Consider the following 18,371-nt stretch of genomic DNA (forward strand, 5'->3'; position numbering starts at 1 on the left):
TTGTTTCACTTCTTAGCATCGAATATTTTAAAGCCATTCGCTTCCTCAAGAACAGTCACGTTCTTGAACAAGCTTTTAAGTGTCGCCTCGTAAGGCAATTGACGGTTGGCAACCATCAGCAGACGTCCACCGGTCTTAAGCCGTGAAGCGGCGGCGGCGATAAAGGTTTGACCGAGCGACACTTCGGTTGCCCGTCCCTCGTGAAACGGCGGATTCATAATCACCGTGTCGTAAATCCCGGTGAGTTTCTCACTCGTCACATCGAACCAGTTAAACGAAATCGGTACAGATGCGCCAAGCCGCTCCAGATTACCGCGGGCGGCCTCCAGTGCTTCGTAATCGGCCTCAAAGAGATCTATACCCTTAAGACGATCAGCATATTTAAGGCTCTGCGCTGCAAGATAGCCCCAGCCAGCGCCAAGATCGGCAACCTGACCGAACACGATCTTTTCCATATGTGGCACCAGTAGCGCCGAGCCCTTATCAATTGCACCATGCGAGAACATGCCGGGCTCTGTGCGAAACACATCGTCAATATCGCTTGCAAGCGGCTTCAAAGCATTGATGAAGTGTGTCGTCAGGTCTGCGGGGCGTTGCAGCCAGAAAGCCACCGCATGATTCTTGGACAGGCGATCGCTGATTTCCGCGATATTGCCGACCCATTTGCGGAAACTATCGACGCCAAGCTTCTTGTCACCTGAAACAACGATCCAGCCGCCCGGCTCAACACGCGCCAAAAGCTCCGCAAACCACACCTCATTGCGTCCGCGATGTTTTCCGAGCAGAAGCAGCCCGCCAGAGAAACGGCTCTCCTCGTCAAGCTCTGCCCCTAACTGGGGGATTGCCTTAAAGCCTTCTTTATTGAGAGCCAGCCAATCAGGACGCCATGGCTGCAAAAAAGTCAGCGCCTGCTTCCATTCATCCTCAAGATGACGATCGGCAGACAAGCCGCAAGCAAGGAAGGTCTGGCCTTCTTCAGGCATATCCAGAATGTCCTGATAGAAGGGGAGAAAGAGTGTTTGTTGTGCTGGTGTCATCATGGCTCATCCATGGTCTTGAATTGATTCACGTGCAACAAAAAAGCGCGCCCCAAATTAGCTCTGAGGCGCGCTTTCGATAATTTATAACAGCTTCAACGCTTATTCAGCGTCTGCTTCTGCCTTCTTTTCAGCAACGATTTCTTTGCCGGTTTCCTGATCGACAACCTTCATCGACAGGCGAACCTTGCCGCGCTCATCAAAGCCCATGAGCTTGACCCAGACTTTCTGGCCTTCCTTAACCACGTCAGTGGTCTTGGCAACGCGGTCGGAAGCCAACTGCGAAATGTGAACCAGACCATCACGTGGACCGAAGAAGTTTACGAATGCGCCGAAGTCAGCAGCCTTAACAACTGTACCTTCATAGATTTCGCCAACTTCTGGCTCAGCAACAATCGAGTGAATCCACTTCTTAGCGGCTTCGATTTCCTTGCCGTTCGACGAAGCGATCTTGACCGTACCATCGTCTTCGATGTTGATCTTCGCGCCGGTCTTTTCGACGATTTCACGGATAACCTTACCGCCCGAACCGATAACATCACGGATCTTGTCGGTTGGGATGTTCATGACTTCAATGCGTGGAGCAAATTCGCCGAGTTCTTCACGCGAGGTCGAAAGAGCCTTGCTCATTTCGCCGAGAATGTGAACGCGACCGCCCTTAGCCTGTTCCAGAGCAACCTTCATGATCTCTTCGGTGATACCGTCGATCTTGATGTCCATCTGAAGCGCTGTGATACCGTTTTCAGTACCGGCAACCTTGAAATCCATATCGCCGAGATGATCTTCATCACCGAGAATGTCGGAAAGAACTGCGAAACGTTCGCCTTCCTTGATGAGGCCCATAGCAATACCAGCTACTGGACGGATGATCGGAACGCCCGCATCCATCAGAGCCAGCGATGTGCCGCATACAGTCGCCATCGACGACGAACCGTTGGATTCCGTGATCTCGGAAACAGTACGGATCGTGTAAGGGAACTGCTCAGCAGCAGGCAGCATTGGATGGATCGCGCGCCATGCGAGCTTACCATGACCAACTTCACGACGACCTGGCGAACCCATACGACCGGTTTCACCAACCGAATATGGCGGGAAGTTGTAGTGCAGCATGAAGGATTCTTTGTACGTACCGGTCAAGGAATCGATCATCTGTTCGTCTTCGCCGGTGCCGAGCGTGGCAACAACGATTGCCTGCGTTTCGCCGCGGGTAAACAGAGCCGAACCGTGGGTGCGTGGCAGAAGGCCAACTTCAGAAACGATTGCACGAACCGTCGACAGATCGCGACCGTCAATACGGTTGCCAGTGTCGAGAATGTTCCAGCGAACGATCTTAGCCTGCAAATGCTTGAATACGGTTGCAAACTTTTCAGCCGAGAATTCTGGCTCTTCAACGCCTTCTGGGAAGAAATGCGCCTTAGCCTTGGCTTTCGCTGCATCAACAGCGACGTAACGAGCCTGCTTTTCGGTGATCTTGTAAGCGTCGCGCAGGTCGTTTTCGACAACTGCGAGCATCTTCGCTTCGATGTCCGACAGGTCTTCCGGCTGGAAGTCGCGTGGTTCCTTGGCAGCAACTTCAGCGAGCTTGATGATCGCGTCGATCACTGGCTGGAATGCCTTCTGACCGTAAACAACGGCGCCGAGCATAACTTCTTCGGACAGTTCCTGTGCTTCTGATTCAACCATCAGAACGGCATCAGCGGTACCGGCAACAACCAGATCGAGCTTCGATTCTGGCATTTCGTCGATATTTGGGTTCAGCACGTATTCGCCGTTGATGTAACCAACGCGTGCGCCACCGATTGGGCCCATGAATGGAACGCCCGAAATGGTCAGCGCAGCCGATGCTGCAACCATCGACAGAATGTCCGGGTTGTTTTCGAGATCATGCTGAATGACGGTCAGAACAACCTGTGTGTCGTTCTTATAGCCATCAACGAAAAGCGGGCGGATCGGACGATCGATCAGACGCGAAACGAGTGTTTCGTTTTCGCTTGGACGACCTTCACGCTTGAAGAAACCGCCTGGAATCTTACCGGCAGCGTAAGTCTTTTCCTGATAGTTTACGGTCAGCGGGAAGAAATCCTGACCTGGCTTTGGTTCCTTGGCAGAAACGACAGTCGCCAGAACGACGGTTTCACCATAGGTTGCGAGAACTGCACCGTCAGCCTGACGTGCGATCTTGCCGGTTTCGAGTGTCAGCGGACGGCCGCCCCATTCGATTTCAACTTTGTGTGTGTTGAACATATCTAGTCCTTGTTTGGAGATGCCGCGCAAAAGCGTCTGAAGGCATCATCCGGGTTGGCGGACACGCCACGGGCAAGACAACGGGAAGTTCGTTACGTGTCGGAACATTCACTGCGAATGTTCGCTGGCACGAACTGCCTGCAATCCTGCCCCATGACTGGTCCAGGTCATGAGCCTTATGGCTCGGTAGGCATGACGGAATGCACCCGGTGCGCCGTCTCATGCCAGTGGGCATTCGCCCGAAATATCGCACTCTCTTTTTGAAAGCGGCTATCCGCTTCTCAGAATGCTTTAAGGTATTCCTTCAGTGCGCATCGCAAAGACGCGCTCTAAATCAAACGGGCGACGTTTTGAGACGTCGCCCGATTTTACCGTTAGCGGCGCAGACCCAGACGGGAAACCAGCGCCTGGTAACGTGCCTGGTCGATGCCCTTGACATAGTCAAGAAGACGACGACGCTGCGAAACCAGCTTCAGAAGGCCGCGACGCGAATGATTGTCATTCTTGTGGCCCTTGAAATGATCGGTAAGGTTAGCAATACGCTCGGAAAGAACGGCAACCTGAACTTCAGGGGAACCGGTATCGCCTTCCTTGGTGGCGTATTCCTTAATAAGTGCTTGCTTGCGTTCAGCAGTAATCGACATCGTACACCCTTTCTTGATGAGAGGAAAAAGAGACGCCCAGGCCGGGATGTCGTCCAGCGCGGGCCATGGAAACAATCTCACAATTAATTTGTGAGACCGCTGATGGGGCATATAGTGCAAAAACGGCAATAATACCAGTGTCAAATAATAGCCGATATTATTGCGGTTAACTTAACCTGCCGTGAAAACACGTTTTGGCTTAAACTGACCCTGCTCGATATAGCCAATTGCAAGCAACTTGCCCTTCGAGGTTACGCAGGCTTCGTCTGCTTCCAATGGGGCATCGCGTCCACGGATAATCACAGGATTACCAAGGCGCACACGTTGCGCCTGATCATCGCTCAATGGAACCTGCGGCAAGCAATCAAGTGCTGCACCCGTATCAATCACGAGCGCGTCGATTGCTGAGAAATCGCGGCGCGGCGCTGGCTGTTCGACAACGTCAGCCTCTGCGTCTTCTGCACCCTCTTCCTTCTTCAGAGGCAGCGGCGGCCAGGCTTCTTCAAGCTCTGCCAGCGTGACCATATCCTCATCAGTGAAGGGCGCCACTTCAATGCGACGAAGGTCGGAAATGTGGCCAAAGCAGCCAAGATCGCGGCCCATATCGCGCGCAAGCGAACGAACATAGGTGCCCTTAGAACATTCGACTTCAAATTCTGTGCGATCCGCATCAGGAAACTCAACGATTTCCAAACGGTCGATTTCGACTTCGCGTGCTGGAATTTCTACGGTTTCGCCTTCGCGTGCCAAATCATAAGCGCGCTCGCCGCCAATCTTAATCGCCGAGAACTGCGGGGGAATCTGCGAAATGATGCCTGTGTAGTTTGGCAAAAGCGCTTCGACATCTCCACGTGACGGGCGATTGTCAGAGTTCTTGGTGGCAACGCCTTCCAGATCGTCGGTCGAGCGTTCTTCACCCCAAGTCACCGTGAAACGGTAAACCTTGGTTCCATCCATGACATAAGGCACGGTCTTGGTAGCTTCGCCCAGCGCAATTGGCAGCATGCCGGATGCAAGCGGATCGAGTGTGCCAGCGTGACCGGCCTTTTCAGCATTAAAAAGCCACTTGATCTTTGAAACGGCTTCTGTCGAACCCATGCCTTTTGGCTTGTCGAAAATAACCCAGCCAGAAACCGGACGGCCTTTTTTCTTGCCCCGTCTTGCCATGCTTTATGCGTCTCCATTGCGGGAAGCGTCATCCGCCTCACCGTTTTCGTCATTGTCACGTCCAAGATCACGCGCCACTTCTGGCGAGCGCAGAAGTGCATCGATCTTGGAAAAATTGTCGAAGCTTGTGTCAGGCCGGAAACGGAATTCCGGCATATATTTCATCTGGCTCAGGCTTGGTGCAATGCGACCGCGAATGAACTTTGCATTTGAAGCCAGTGCCTTAATCACTGCCTGTACATCTGTGCTGCCGAGTGGCGTGATGAAACAGGTTGCGATTTTCAAATCCGGCGACATGCGCACTTCTGAAACGGAAATAACCGTGCGCTCGAGCAATTCATCGCGAATTTCACCGCGCTGAAGAACCTGTGCCAATGCGTGACGTACCTGCTCGCCAACACGAAGCTGGCGCTGAGAAAGACCGCCTGAGCCTTTCGGATCGGGGGAACGTGCCATTATTTATCCTCGATAAACAGCCATGGACGAGCAAGCAAACGTGCCTGCCGATAAAATGGCTACAAATTTATAGGTTCAATCTACCACAATTGCGACGGGAGTCAGACCCTCGGAACCGGGCAATGAAAAGCCGGACCACCCAATCGAGGACCGTCCGGCATCAAGATATTAGAGCGTACGCGTAATGTGTTCGACGCGGAACGCTTCGATCGTATCGCCTGCGCGAATATCGTCGTAGTTTTCGAATGCCATACCGCATTCCTGACCCATCGGCACTTCTGCAACTTCGTCCTTGAAGCGCTTGAGTGTCTTGAGCTTGCCTTCGTGGATAACCACGTTGTCACGGATGAGGCGGACGCCTGCACCACGTTCAACCTTGCCATCAACGACACGGCAACCAGCAACCTTACCAACCTTGGTGATGTTGAAGACTTCGAGAATCTCAGCATTACCGATGAAGGTTTCACGACGTTCTGGCGACAACAGACCCGACATCGCTGCTTTCACATCTTCGATCAGATCGTAGATGATGTTGTAGTAGCGAATTTCCGTGCCCTGCTGATCGGCTGCATCGCGTGCCTGCTTGTTGGCACGTACGTTAAAGCCGATGATCGCGGCATTGGAGGCTTCGGCCAGCGATACGTCGCTTTCCGTGATACCACCTGCGCCCGAATGAACGATACGTGCACGAACTTCGTCGGTACCGAGCTTGTCGAGTGCTGCAATAATTGCTTCGACCGAACCCTGCACGTCACCCTTGATGACAAGCGGGAATTCCTTCGTGCCATTAATCTGCAACTGGCTCATCATCTGTTCAAGCGAACCGCGCTGACCAGTCTGACGTGCAACAGCCTTATCGCGAGCAAGACGCTGGCGATAATCAGCAATTTCACGTGCCTTCGCTTCGTTAGCAACAACTGCGAAGCGGTCACCAGCCTGTGGCGTGCCCTGAAGTCCGAGAACTTCAACAGGCATCGCAGGACCAGCTTCCTTGACATGTTCGCCATGGTCGTTGACCAGAGCACGAACGCGGCCCCACTCATTACCAGCAGCGATAATGTCGCCCGGACGCAATGTACCCTTCTGAACCAGAACGGTCGCAACGGAACCACGACCACGATCGAGCTGAGCTTCGATAACAACGCCTTCAGCGGTACGTGTCGCATCGGCCTTGAGATCAAGAATTTCAGCCTGCAACAGAACTGCTTCAAGCAGCTTGTCGAGGTTCAGCTTCTTCTTCGCCGAAACTTCAACGTCGAGCACTTCACCGCCGAGCGATTCAACGAATACGTCGTGCTGGAGCAGCTGCGTACGAACCTTCTGCGCATCAGCTTCCGGCTTATCGATCTTGTTGATTGCAACAATGATCGGCACGCCAGCAGCCTTGGCATGGCTGATGGATTCAATCGTCTGCGGCATCACGCTGTCATCAGCGGCAACCACCAGAATGGCGATATCGGTTGCCTGTGCACCACGAGCACGCATTGCAGTAAACGCAGCGTGGCCCGGCGTATCGATAAAGGTGATCTTATGGCCATTCTGTTCGACCTGATAAGCACCGATATGCTGTGTGATACCACCAGCTTCACCGGAGACCACATTGGCCTGACGGATAGCATCGAGCAACGATGTCTTACCGTGATCGACGTGACCCATGATGGTGACAACAGGAGGACGCGAAACCATTGCACCCTGATCGTCCGCAACATCAAAGATACCTTCTTCAACGTCCGATTCAGCAACGCGCTTAACGGTATGGCCGAATTCTTCAGCGATCAGCTGCGCCATATCGGCATCGATCACATCGCCCGGCTTCATCATCTGGCCCTGTTTCATCAGGTACTTGATAATATCAACCGAACGTTCGGTCATGCGCTGTGCGAGTTCCTGAAGCGTGATGGTTTCAGGAATGATAACTTCACGAGAGATTTTCTCGCGGGTTTCCTGCATCTGCGAACGCTTGAACTTTTCCTGACGGCGACGCATTGCCGACAGCGAGCGTGAACGACCTTCATCTTCCAGATTGCTGGAGATGGTCAGCTTACCACGACGGCGGTCGTCTTCGCCCTTCACAACCTTTGGAGTGCGGGCATCAGGCTTTGCCGGTGCGCTGCTGCGGCGTGCGCCTGCTGGACCACGACGATCATCATCATCCTGACCTGCACCCGGCTTGCGCTGCTGGCTTTGCGGCAATGGCTTATTCGCCGTTGGAATGACGTCTGCAATCGCTGGCGATGTCTGACGCTGGCCCTGTCCCTGACCGGGACGACCACCCTGCTGGGGACGACCCGACTGCTGCGGACGGCCACCCTGCGGTGCAGGACGGGAATCGCCACGCTGTTCTGGACGGGCGGCGGCCTGTGGAGCGCGCTTTGCAGCTTCAGCTGCGGCGCGTGCCTTAGCTTCTGCTTCCGCTTTCAGACGTGCTTCTTCCTCTGCCTGACGGCGAGCGGATTCTTCACGTTCCTTAGCGCGACGCGCATCTTCTTCAGCACGACGCTTGGCTTCTTCAGCGGCGCGAATACGATCTTCGGCATCACGAACCAAAGCACCTTCAAGCGCACGGCGACGAGCATCCATTTCCGAGCTCGAAAGCGTGTTCAGCACCATGCCCGAGCGATCGGACTGGCGTGGACGCTGTGACTGCTGGCCGGGGCGCTGTTGACCGGGACGCTGCTGACCCGGACGGGACTGCTGCTGGCCGGGACGCTGCTGCTGGGAACCCTGCGGACGCTGTGCGGACACTGGCGCTGCTGGTGCAGGCTTTGGCTGCTGCGGTGCAGGAGCGGCAGGCGCTGCTGCCACTGGAGCTGCCGCCACTGGTGCAGCAGGCGCTGGCGTAGGAGCCGGAGCTGGCGTCGATGCCACAGCTGGAGCTGCCTGAGCTGTTTGTGCAGCAGGTGTTGGGGTTGCAACTGGAGCAGGCGCTGGAGCTGCAGCGACAGGAGCTGGCTTTGGCTCAACAGGCGTGGCTGCAACCGGAGCAGGAGCCGCAGGCTTTGGTGCCGCTGCTACTTCCGCTTCAGGCTTCTCATCAGGCCGTGAGAACTTGCGCTTCTTCGTTTCAACGACGACAGCCTTTGTGCGACCGTGGCTGAAATTCTGGCGCACGGTGCTCTGCTCAACCCCTGGCCGCTTGATGGTCAGCGTCTTCTTGGAATTGACGCTCAGCGTCTTATCGTCGTTTGTTTTATCGCTCATTACGTTTCCGTTTCCTTCGCGGCTTCAACCGCTTTACCCGAGCATTATCCAACACAATCAAATCATTTTGGATAATGCTCCGGTCATCCACTTCAGTGCACAATCCGGTTGAGCCAAACAGCCCAAACATCCGGTTCATGCTCCAGAGCGGACCCCGTATCGTCGGGATTTAAGAGAACCGCTCTACTAATTTACCACACAGCAGTGTCGGACTGCTGCTCGAATTCGCCGTTTCAACTCACCGTCTCAATCGGTGGGCTTTCGCCACGATAGCTATGCAATAAAAGCAGTCTTTGCACGACGCCGGCTGATGCCCTTCCGCCGAGCACGGCTGCATGTATCACATTTCCGCCCCCAAATGCCAAATCCATTTCTTCAACTCCGAAAAGAGTGAATGCCGGGATTTGAGGGCCATCCATATGCACGACAACACGTCTTGCCTGATCCAATTTGCGAACCCCATCAGAGGCTGCTTCCTTCGCATGCAATACCAACACCGCTTGTCCGGAGCGAATTGCCTGATCGACCTTGGTCGAACCAGAGGCAACAGCACCGGATTTGCGTGCCAGTGCCAGACTTCCCAGTGCGGATTTCGTCAGCAGCTGGTCAACCAGCGCGCCAAGATCTGCCTGCGGCGTGACACCTTCTTTTAACGCCCGCGCAAACAGCTTGCGCTTGACGGCTTCGTCAACCAGACGCCGTTCTGCCTTAACCCAACAGCCCCTGCCCGGCAGGTTACGCTTCAAGTCCGGCACAACTGAACCATCAGGCCCAGCCACAAAACGGATCAGATCATCCGCAGAACCACCTTCACGTGTGACGATACAGGTTCTGTCGTTCATATCCTGCTCCACACGCAATGATGGCTTTGCCATAGACCGCCTTTATTCAATTCCAAAACTGGCAGCGACCTAGCAGAGCTAACGCCACATCACAATATCAAACTCTAACAAGAGCGTGGTGCCGCATCATTTACGCCCGATTTGCATCAGAGCGATCATAATGCGGCTCCCTTTCTTTACGAAGCGGCTTCTTCTTCGCCAGCTTCTTCAACTTCATCGCTTTCAACTGCGACCAGTTCGTCTTCTGTGATCCAGCCAGCCTTAAGGCGTGCAGTCAGGATCATCTGTTCCGCATCGACGCGGGAAACATCGAACGTTGACAGGATACCGCTGTGATTAACGGTTTCGCCGTCCTTGCGTTCACGCCAGCCAACAAGATCGTCAACAGCATAGCCAGCAAAGTCTTCGATGTTCTTCACGCCGTCTTCGCCAACAGCAACAAGCATTGCGGTTGTCAGTCCTGGAAGGTCGCGAAGCTCATCTTCTACGCCCAGTTCCTTACGACGGTCATCCTGTTCGTTTTCGATACGCTCCAGGAATTCACGTGCGCGTTCCTGAATTTCACCAGCGGTATCATCATCGAAACCATCGATAGAAGCGATTTCAGCCGGTTCGACGTAAGCAATTTCCTCAACCGAGGCAAAGCCTTCCGAAGCCAGAACCTGACCAACCATTTCGTCAACGTTGAGCGCTTCCATGAAGAGGTTCGAACGCTCAGCAAATTCTTTCTGGCGACGATCGGACTCTTCGTCTTCGGTCAGGATGTCGATGTCCCAGCCGGTTAGCTGTGACGCAAGACGCACGTTCTGACCGCGACGACCAATTGCCAATGATAATTGGTCATTCGGAACGACAACTTCAATACGTTCTGCATCTTCATCGAGAACAACCTTGGCAACTTCAGCTGGCTGAAGCGCGTTGACGATGAAGGAAGCCGCATCTGGCGACCATGGAATAATGTCGATCTTTTCGCCCTGAAGTTCAGCCACAACAGCCTGAACGCGCGAGCCGCGCATACCAACGCAGGCACCAACAGGATCAATCGATGCATCACGCGATACAACTGCGATCTTGGCGCGCGAACCCGGATCACGGGCTACCGACTTGATTTCGATAATGCCGTCATAGATTTCCGGGACTTCCATGTTGAAAAGCTTCGCCATGAAAGATGGATGGGTACGCGACAGGAAAACCTGCGGGCCGCGCTGTTCGCGACGAACGTCGTAAACATAGGCGCGAATGCGGTCGCCATAGCGGAATGCTTCGCGTGGGATCAGTTCGTCACGACGAACGATTGCTTCGCCACGACCAAGATCAACGATCACATTGCCATATTCAACGCGCTTAACGGTGCCGTTCGCGATTTCGCCAACGCGATCCTTGAATTCGTCATACTGACGGTCACGCTCGGCTTCGCGCACCTTCTGCACGATAACCTGCTTAGCCGACTGGGCAGCAATACGACCGAAATCCATTGGCGGCAGCTGATCAGCAATGAAATCACCAATCTGCGCATCAGGGTTACGGTCGCGTGCAGTGAACAGCGAAATCTGCGTAGAGTAGTCTTCGACAGTCTCAACAACTTCGAGCAGGCGCTGAAGCTTGATCTCGCCGGACTTCGCATTGATGTCCGCACGGATGTTGCTTTCCTGACCATAGCGCGAACGCGCGGCCTTCTGGATCGCGTCGGCCATGGCCGCAAGAACGATCTCGCGGTCAATCGACTTTTCACGTGCGACCGCATCGGCGATCTGCAGAAGTTCCAGCCTGTTTGCACTGACTGCCATAGGTCTCTCCTTGGTGGCGCATCCGTTCTTCTTTGAGAGCCGGACGCCTGAAACTCACTTTGAAACTTATTTGTTTTCTGTTTCGGATTCAGCCGAACCTGCTTCTTCCGTATTATCACTCGCGCCATCGCCCAGATCATCACCGGGGATGCGGCCTTCGCGCAGGGCTTTATCCTTGCGCAGTGCATCGCGGATCAGATCATCGGTCAAAACCAGACGCGCATCAGAAATCAGGTCAAACGGAATACGAACAACAGGTTCATTTCCATAAGAAATCTGGTCACTTTCGATCACGATTGAATCAGCGCCTGCCGCTTCATCAATCACAATGCGACCGCGAAACTTCTTGCGACCTTCATGCACAATCGACGTCTCGACCTTGGCGATATGACCGGCCCAATCGGTAAAATCGGACTTGCGAACCATCGGACGGTCAATGCCCGGCGACGAAATTTCAAGATGATACTTGCCGCTAAGCGGATCTTCCACATCGAGAACCGGAGCCACGGTGCGGCTCAACAATTCACAATCTTCAACAGTCATCGTGCCATCAGGACGTTCTGCCATGATCTGCAATGTCTGACCATTAAGGCCAGAAAGGCGCACACGCACAAGGCGGAAACCCAGCGTATTGATCACCGGCTCCACAATGGATGCTATTTTCGCATCGATACCCGTTTCGCGAATGATACGCTCATCCGCGGTTACGGTTTCAATTGCCTGTTCGTGTTCGCTCACTCGATAAACCTTCTTTACTGGGTCGCAGGTAACAAAAAAGAGCGGGTCCGGGAGGGCCCACTCTTGTTCAAACGACCAAGAATTTGAGATCTATATACCAGCCAGTACGGATTTTTTCAAGACCCGCATCCCAGATAGATCACTTCCGAATGAAAGTAAGATAAGCAGCAACGCGTCCTTCCCGGAAAGCCTTGGCTTCATAACGGGTGCCCGGCCAGCCATCATAGGCATTGTTCCAGTCGTCCGGACCCTCCGCCTGCCATTCGAAAGCAGGGTGCCTGCGGCAGTGTTGCAGCGTCCAGTTGACGTAATGTTCAATGTCGGAAGCAAAGCGGAACTTCGCACCAGGTTTCAGCAAGCGCGCGAAACGGTCGAGATTGGCATCGCTGACAAAACGGCGCTTCCAGTGGCGGCGCTTGTGCCATGGATCAGGATAGAAAAGGTCAATTCCGGCAAGCGATGCATCCGGCAACCAATCCAGCACATCGGTCGCGTCTTCATCATAGAGACGGAGATTCGTACGTGGAGCTTCATGAAGGGCAGCCAGCATCTTGGCCATGCCGTTAACGAAAGGCTCAACACCAATGAAGCCGGACTGCGGATAGCGTCCGCTTTCCTGATGGAGATGTTCACCACCACCAAAGCCGATTTCCATGCGCACATTTTCAACTGGCGCATCGAACAATGTTCGCAAATCCTGTGGTGCAGGCGTATCGAGATCAAGTTTCAGGCGCGGCAGCAAATCCTCAAACAGATTGTTCTGGTGTGGACGCAGTGGCTTGCCGTGACGGCGACCGAAGAAGTTTCCGGCCGCGCGTACTGGATGAGATTCATCGGTCATTTATCGCGGTTCCAGTTAAAGCGGTAACGTAGGAACCGCTCTAACTCTTTTTTACGCATTGTCCTATGCAAAACCGCTGCGCGGTATTGCTGAAAATGCAATCAATCAGGCTGAAAGTGCTGCCTTCAACGCCTTGCTGAGATCGGTCTTTTCCCATGAGAAGGAACCGTCGCGACCTGCTTTACGTCCGAAATGGCCGTAAGAAGAAGTCTTGGCATAGATAGGCTTGTTGAGATCAAGATGCTTACGGATGCCGGTTGGAGACAGGTCCATAACCTTGCGCAACGCGTCCTCGACAGCTGCCTCATCTACTTTGCCAGTGCCGTGCAGGTCCACATAGACCGAAAGCGGCTGTGCAACGCCGATGGCGTAGGAAAGCTGGATCGTGCAGCGGTCTGCAAGATTGGCAGCAACCACATTCTTGGCAAGATAACGCGCTGCATAAGCTGCCGAACGGTCAACCTTGGTTGTGTCCTTGCCGGAGAATGCGCCGCCGCCATGCGGTGCTGCACCGCCATATGTGTCCACGATAATCTTGCGACCTGTAAGGCCCGCATCACCATCTGGTCCGCCAATAACGAACTTGCCGGTCGGGTTGATGTACCAGTTGCAGTTAGCAGCAATTGGAAGATCACCCAGCGCTTCGCGGATGTAAGGCTCGACAACCGAGCGAACTTTCTTTGAATCCCAGCTTGCATCGAGATGCTGCGTGGAAAGAACGATCTGGGTTACTTCGGCAGCCTTGCCGTTTTCGTAACGCACAGTCACCTGGCTCTTCGCATCAGGTCCGAGCTTGCCAGGATCGCCTTCGCCTTTGTGACGGGCTTCGGCAAGCTTTTCGAGAATCTTGTGCGAATAATAGATCGGCGCAGGCATCAGATCAGGCGTTTCGCGGCAAGCATAGCCGAACATAATGCCCTGATCGCCTGCACCCTCTTCACCCTGACGGTCGGCAGCATTGTCCACGCCCTGCGCAATATCGGCAGATTGTGGATGCAGCAACACGTCGATTTTCACAGTGCGCCAGTTGAAGCCATCCTGCTCGTAACCGATTTCGCGGATCGCCTTGCGCGCAGCCGAGCGGAAGCGCGATGGATTAATCAGTGGATGACCCGCCGCGTCATGCGCGATTGTGCCGTCCTTATTCTTCTTCAGGAAAGTTTCAGGCACGCGGACTTCGCCAGCAATGACCACACGATTGGTGGTGGCAAGCGTTTCGCATGCGACACGAACAGACCAAGGATCAACGCCAGTGCGGCGCGCTTCCTTATAGATCATGTCTACGATTTCATCGGAAATACGATCGCAAACCTTGTCCGGATGACCTTCGGACACCGATTCGCTGGTGAAGAGATAAGAACTGCGCGACACGGGTAACCCCTCTTGAAAATCCAACGGATGAAATATCCGCCATGGAAACACAGTAGCGCCCGGAACCGTTTCGTATGGTCCGGGCACAGCATTGTGTTAGCGAAGTTAGGATTAAACCGTCAATGCATATTCTTGTTGCGACACCCTGATGCCGGAAAAAATCCTTCCGGCATGCGGTTTTGCCAGCAAAACTATGCGTTATTCACCGTCTGCGGCGAGCGACTTCACAAGATCGATAATCTTGCGGCGCACTTTGGGATCAGAAATCTTGGTAAATGCACGGGTCAGTTGGACACCCTCATTCGAGTTGAGGAAATCGACAACATAGGTCGCTTCGTTGTCCTCAGCAAAACCTGCCTGAGTGGGCGAGGAACCCGGCGCATCTTCAAAAAAGAAAGAAACCGGAACAGTCAGAATAGCGGAAATAGCCTGAAGTCGGCTGGCGCCAACGCGGTTTGTACCTTTTTCATATTTCTGGATTTGCTGAAACGTAATTCCTAGGCTTTCGCCTAATTTTTCCTGACTGAGGCCCAGCATATTGCGGCGAAGACGAATGCGGCTGCCCACATGCACATCGATGGGGTTGGGCTTCTTCTTATTCTCAATCATACAGTTTCACTCCTCGCGACCGCGAGCTTTCATTCATGGTCTGTTCAGAAGAACAGAGATAAAAATCATTGTGGGAGGTAGTCAGACTGGCTTTCTAATGAAAGCGTCACCGCCCCAGTATAACAACGTAACAAAAATGCCATGTCAATGAAAACGCTTGCGGAAAAACAGCCTCAACCACACGCATACGGCGAATAACGACAACAGAATCACAAGAGCCTGTTTGCCGGAAGGCGCACTGCCCCAAAATGGAACACGCTCTTCAGGTAAATAAGCATCAATTACCCCTACAGCGTCAAGCGGCAACTCCTGAATGATTCGTCCATAGGCATCCACGACTGCGGATATGCCATTATTAGCGGCGCGCACGAGCGGAAGTCCCTGTTCAACAGAGCGTACCTGCGCCTGTCTGAAATGTTGGTAAGGTCCGGGCGTATCGCCATACCATGCATCATTGGTGACGTTCACAATCGCCGTTACTTTACGTCCGGTATAATGGAGTTCATCAGGAAAAATTGCTTCATAGCAAATCAACGGCAAGAAGGTTTGCCCTTCCATGACATTGATTGCATGGCGCGCCTTGGCAGCTGTGAAGCCACCTGGCATTTCGACGACTTCCTGCATTCCCCAACTGCGCAGATAGCGCTCAAATGGCAGATATTCTCCAAAAGGCACCAGATGGACCTTATCGGTATAATCGACGATTTTACCGTCGCCATTGATCGTCAGGATTGAATTATAATAGCGAGGATCGCGACGAGGCACGATTTCTTCACGCACTGCGCCTGTTAACAGCACCTGATCATCGCCAACCACATCGGCAATACGCTTGAGCGCTTCTGGTGTAGAAGAAAGAATATAAGGAACTGCTGTTTCAGGCCAAATCACCACATCTGGCCTCGGCGCACCCTCTGCTGGTGCCTGCTCAGTCATGGCGATAAATTTATCAAAGATCGCCCGCCGTTCATTGTTGTCCCATTTCAGACTCTGCGAAATGGAAGGCTGAACGATACGAATTGAAAGCGTTGTCCTATCAGTATCAAGCGCTGGCGCATTCGACAAAACCCATGCGCCAAAACCGATATGTGTGGCGACAAGAACAACGGCCAAGCCAAGCCCGGTCTTTGCGAAACGACCGCCACTGAGCAATGCGGGTGCTGAAAACACGAGCGCTGCAAATGCGCTCATACCAATGAGGCCGACAATCTCAACCGACTGCATCATCATCGGCGTTGGCATCGCGGCATAGCCCAGCGCATTCCACGGAAAGCCTGTGAAAACAAACGTCCGCAGCCATTCTGTCAAACCAAAGCCGAGCGCCATCGCAAAGATGCGCCCAATGCCCTGGGACCAGAAAAGCCGCGCAACCATCGCGGCGAATCCGTAGAAAATCGCCAGAAACGCCGGAAGGCCTAAAACTGCAAACGGAATAGCCCAGGCAAATTGCTCCGCATCCACCAGAAGAGCAGTTCCGATCCACCAAAGACCGGATACGAAATAGCCAAAGCCAAACCACCAGCCGATCAGGCCAGCAGGCAAAAAGCGTCGGATCGGGCCTTTTTCCCTGTCCGGCACTGCACCATCAATCAGCCAGACCAGCAGAGGGAAGGTGATAAAACCGGCGATAAAGATATCAAACGGTGGTTGAGTGAGCGTCGCAACTGCACCACTAAGAAAAGCGACCAGCGCCCGGCGCCAGCCGCTCAATGAAGAGATCTTCCCCGCAAATCTCTCTATCATCAGGCCTCTTTGGACGTGTCCGTTATGTTTTCGGATGCATCATCATCCGTGCTGACAACTGGATGTAGCCGATGACTTTCTGATTCCGAAAGTGGCACAATGCGAACCCGCTTCACGCGGCGCGGATCGACTTCCAGCACGTGGAACTCGTAACCCGGGATAGCCTGAACGACCTCACCCCGTACAGGGATGCGTCCAAGAACAGAGAAAATCAGGCCACCGACAGTGTCCACATCCTCGCCATGTTCTCCGGCCTCAAAAGATGGACCGATCTTCTCAGCCAGTTCTTCAAGATCAGCACGGGCATCCACGACGAAAACGCCGTTGGCTTCTTCAGAGATCATGATTTCTTCGTCGTCATGCTCATCTTCAATATCGCCGACAACCATTTCAACGATGTCTTCGAGCGAGGCCAAACCATCAGTGCCGCCATATTCATCAATGACCAGTGCCATCTGAATATGAGCCGCCTGCATGCGTGCCATAAGTCCGCTCGCCAGCATTGATGGCGGCACGAACAACACTTTGCGAATAAGATTAAGTTCGCCGATCGTCTTCGTGAGATCGATACGCCCCATGTCAAACTTCGCAGCACTCGTCGCGTCGGTCTTCTGACGGGATTGCTGTGTAATGTAATTCAGCACATCGCGGATATGGATCATGCCGCGCGGATCATCCAGCGTTTCAGCATAGACAGGCATGCGTGAATGGCCGGAGCTTTCAAACAGTTCCAGCGCTTCCCAGAGCGGTGTAGAAATTTCAATCGCTACAACATCCGCGCGTGGGATCATCACATCTTCAACGCGGATTTCGCGCAAACGCAGGATGTTGTTGAGCATCGCCTTTTCTTCAGGCGAGAAAGCCGAATCCTGTTCGCTTTCAGTGCTTGAAAGCGCATCAGCTAAATCTTCGCGCAAAGACGATGATTGGCGCGAACGCATAAATGGAAAAATATTTGCCAGAAGAGAACGCTTTTCGCTCGATTGCGAGCGCTGCGTACTTTGCCCTTCGGCGTCTTGTGTGTCGCTTCGGCTATCGCCAGCGGTCGAGGAATTGTTTTGGTCAGCCATGATCAATCTGTTTCAACGTTTAAATCGGATACAGCATAAGGGTCGGGGATGGCAAGAGCATGAAGGATTTCGCGTTCGCGACGTTCCATCTCTTCGGCCTCCTCCTCAGTCTCGTGATCGTAACCCAAAAGATGCAAAAAGCCATGCACAACGAGATGCGTGAGATGGTTATCGAACGGCTTGCCCTCTTCAAGAGCTTCACGCTCCACCGTTTCGCGCGCAATAATGATATCACCCAGCATCGGACCCGGCTGCTCGCCAGCCTTTACAGGATAGGCCGGGAAAGACAAAACATTGGTCGCCTTGTCTTTGTTTCGCCACTCAGCATTGATCTTGCGGATAGAAGCATCGTCGGTAAAAACCAGACTCAGTTCACTCTCAGCAGGCTTAAGCTGGAGATTAGCCCAAGCTGCCTCTACGGAGCGCTGCACAAGTCCTTCAAGGACCGTTTCTTCCGGCCAGTTGCCGGCTTCGATCATAATGTCGATTTGGATCGCGTTATCTGACACTTATCTCGCGGCTTGCGATGAAACAGCCGCTCTATCCTTCCAGTTGTTAAAAGAAGCGTCCGCCTTTCGGCGGACGTAATATTTATAAATCGTCATTATTCTACGCGAATACAAG

General features: G+C 53.5%; 14 protein-coding genes and 1 pseudogene. All 15 read right to left on the bottom strand.

The genetic code is table 11. The annotated features are described in order from the left end of the window. Positions 1-5 precede the first annotated feature (5 nt). A complete protein-coding gene (locus tag J2782_RS12065) occupies positions 6-1,040 on the bottom strand; it encodes a class I SAM-dependent methyltransferase (protein ID WP_310012811.1) in 1,035 nt (344 codons plus the stop codon). Positions 1,041-1,139: 99 nt separating this feature from the next. Further along, positions 1,140-3,281: a polyribonucleotide nucleotidyltransferase gene (gene pnp, locus J2782_RS12070; RefSeq protein WP_250039355.1), complete on the bottom strand. Its 2,142-nt coding sequence runs from the start codon at positions 3,279-3,281 to the stop codon at positions 1,140-1,142. A 374-nt stretch (positions 3,282-3,655) separates the two neighbouring features. Next, positions 3,656-3,925: a 30S ribosomal protein S15 gene (rpsO, locus tag J2782_RS12075; protein WP_187546493.1), complete on the bottom strand. Its 270-nt coding sequence runs from the start codon at positions 3,923-3,925 to the stop codon at positions 3,656-3,658. A 171-nt stretch (positions 3,926-4,096) separates the two neighbouring features. Next, a complete protein-coding gene (gene truB / locus J2782_RS12080; RefSeq protein WP_310012815.1) occupies positions 4,097-5,092 on the bottom strand; it encodes a tRNA pseudouridine(55) synthase TruB in 996 nt (331 codons plus the stop codon). A gap of 3 nt (positions 5,093-5,095) precedes the next feature. Continuing rightward, the gene (rbfA, locus tag J2782_RS12085) at positions 5,096-5,548 is read right to left on the bottom strand and encodes a 30S ribosome-binding factor RbfA (protein ID WP_250039357.1); all 453 of its coding nucleotides are present in this window, start codon (positions 5,546-5,548) and stop codon (positions 5,096-5,098) included. Between the two features lie 168 nt (positions 5,549-5,716). After that, positions 5,717-8,749 (bottom strand): translation initiation factor IF-2, encoded by a 3,033-nt coding sequence (gene infB, locus J2782_RS12090; RefSeq protein WP_310012817.1) that lies wholly within the window; start codon positions 8,747-8,749, stop codon positions 5,717-5,719. A gap of 233 nt (positions 8,750-8,982) precedes the next feature. Further along, positions 8,983-9,624: an RNA-binding protein gene (locus J2782_RS12095; protein WP_310012819.1), complete on the bottom strand. Its 642-nt coding sequence runs from the start codon at positions 9,622-9,624 to the stop codon at positions 8,983-8,985. Between the two features lie 143 nt (positions 9,625-9,767). Then, the gene (gene nusA / locus J2782_RS12100; RefSeq protein WP_310012821.1) at positions 9,768-11,378 is read right to left on the bottom strand and encodes a transcription termination factor NusA; all 1,611 of its coding nucleotides are present in this window, start codon (positions 11,376-11,378) and stop codon (positions 9,768-9,770) included. A gap of 66 nt (positions 11,379-11,444) precedes the next feature. Then, positions 11,445-12,116, bottom strand: a complete 672-nt coding sequence (gene rimP / locus J2782_RS12105; protein ID WP_310012823.1) for a ribosome maturation factor RimP — start codon at positions 12,114-12,116, stop codon at positions 11,445-11,447. A gap of 139 nt (positions 12,117-12,255) precedes the next feature. Then, the gene (trmB, locus tag J2782_RS12110) at positions 12,256-12,957 is read right to left on the bottom strand and encodes a tRNA (guanine(46)-N(7))-methyltransferase TrmB (RefSeq protein WP_310012827.1); all 702 of its coding nucleotides are present in this window, start codon (positions 12,955-12,957) and stop codon (positions 12,256-12,258) included. Between the two features lie 105 nt (positions 12,958-13,062). Then, on the bottom strand, positions 13,063-14,328 hold the full coding sequence (gene metK, locus J2782_RS12115) for a methionine adenosyltransferase (protein ID WP_310012832.1): 1,266 nt from the start codon (positions 14,326-14,328) through the stop codon (positions 13,063-13,065). A 198-nt stretch (positions 14,329-14,526) separates the two neighbouring features. Further along, complete coding sequence (locus tag J2782_RS12120; RefSeq protein WP_310012834.1) at positions 14,527-14,937, bottom strand: helix-turn-helix domain-containing protein; 411 nt, start codon at positions 14,935-14,937, stop codon at positions 14,527-14,529. A 144-nt stretch (positions 14,938-15,081) separates the two neighbouring features. Then, the gene (lnt, locus tag J2782_RS12125) at positions 15,082-16,677 is read right to left on the bottom strand and encodes an apolipoprotein N-acyltransferase (RefSeq protein ID WP_310012835.1); all 1,596 of its coding nucleotides are present in this window, start codon (positions 16,675-16,677) and stop codon (positions 15,082-15,084) included. Positions 16,678-16,759: 82 nt separating this feature from the next. Continuing rightward, a pseudogene (locus tag J2782_RS12130) lies at positions 16,760-17,747 on the bottom strand (hemolysin family protein); the annotation flags it as partial. 2 nt (positions 17,748-17,749) lie between these two features. Continuing rightward, entirely contained in the window at positions 17,750-18,256 is a 507-nt protein-coding gene (gene ybeY / locus J2782_RS12135) for an rRNA maturation RNase YbeY (protein WP_310012836.1), read from the bottom strand. Between the last annotated feature and the right edge of the window lie 115 nt (positions 18,257-18,371).

It is taken from the genome of Brucella pseudogrignonensis, from assembly GCF_031454375.1.
GTDB classification, from domain to species: domain Bacteria; phylum Pseudomonadota; class Alphaproteobacteria; order Rhizobiales; family Rhizobiaceae; genus Brucella; species Brucella pseudogrignonensis_A.

Excerpts from the sequence above, each read along its gene's own strand:
- infB (WP_310012817.1), bottom strand. The coding sequence starts at position 8,749 with ATGAGCGATAAAACAAACGACGATAAGACGCTGAGCGTCAATTCCAAG.
- rbfA (WP_250039357.1), bottom strand. The coding sequence starts at position 5,548 with ATGGCACGTTCCCCCGATCCGAAAGGCTCAGGCGGTCTTTCTCAGCGC.
- rpsO (WP_187546493.1), bottom strand. The coding sequence starts at position 3,925 with ATGTCGATTACTGCTGAACGCAAGCAAGCACTTATTAAGGAATACGCC.
- J2782_RS12065 (WP_310012811.1), bottom strand. The coding sequence starts at position 1,040 with ATGATGACACCAGCACAACAAACACTCTTTCTCCCCTTCTATCAGGAC.
- J2782_RS12095 (WP_310012819.1), bottom strand. The coding sequence starts at position 9,624 with ATGGCAAAGCCATCATTGCGTGTGGAGCAGGATATGAACGACAGAACC.
- J2782_RS12120 (WP_310012834.1), bottom strand. The coding sequence starts at position 14,937 with ATGATTGAGAATAAGAAGAAGCCCAACCCCATCGATGTGCATGTGGGC.
- trmB (WP_310012827.1), bottom strand. The coding sequence starts at position 12,957 with ATGACCGATGAATCTCATCCAGTACGCGCGGCCGGAAACTTCTTCGGT.
- pnp (WP_250039355.1), bottom strand. The coding sequence starts at position 3,281 with ATGTTCAACACACACAAAGTTGAAATCGAATGGGGCGGCCGTCCGCTG.
- nusA (WP_310012821.1), bottom strand. The coding sequence starts at position 11,378 with ATGGCAGTCAGTGCAAACAGGCTGGAACTTCTGCAGATCGCCGATGCG.
- lnt (WP_310012835.1), bottom strand. The coding sequence starts at position 16,677 with ATGATAGAGAGATTTGCGGGGAAGATCTCTTCATTGAGCGGCTGGCGC.
- truB (WP_310012815.1), bottom strand. The coding sequence starts at position 5,092 with ATGGCAAGACGGGGCAAGAAAAAAGGCCGTCCGGTTTCTGGCTGGGTT.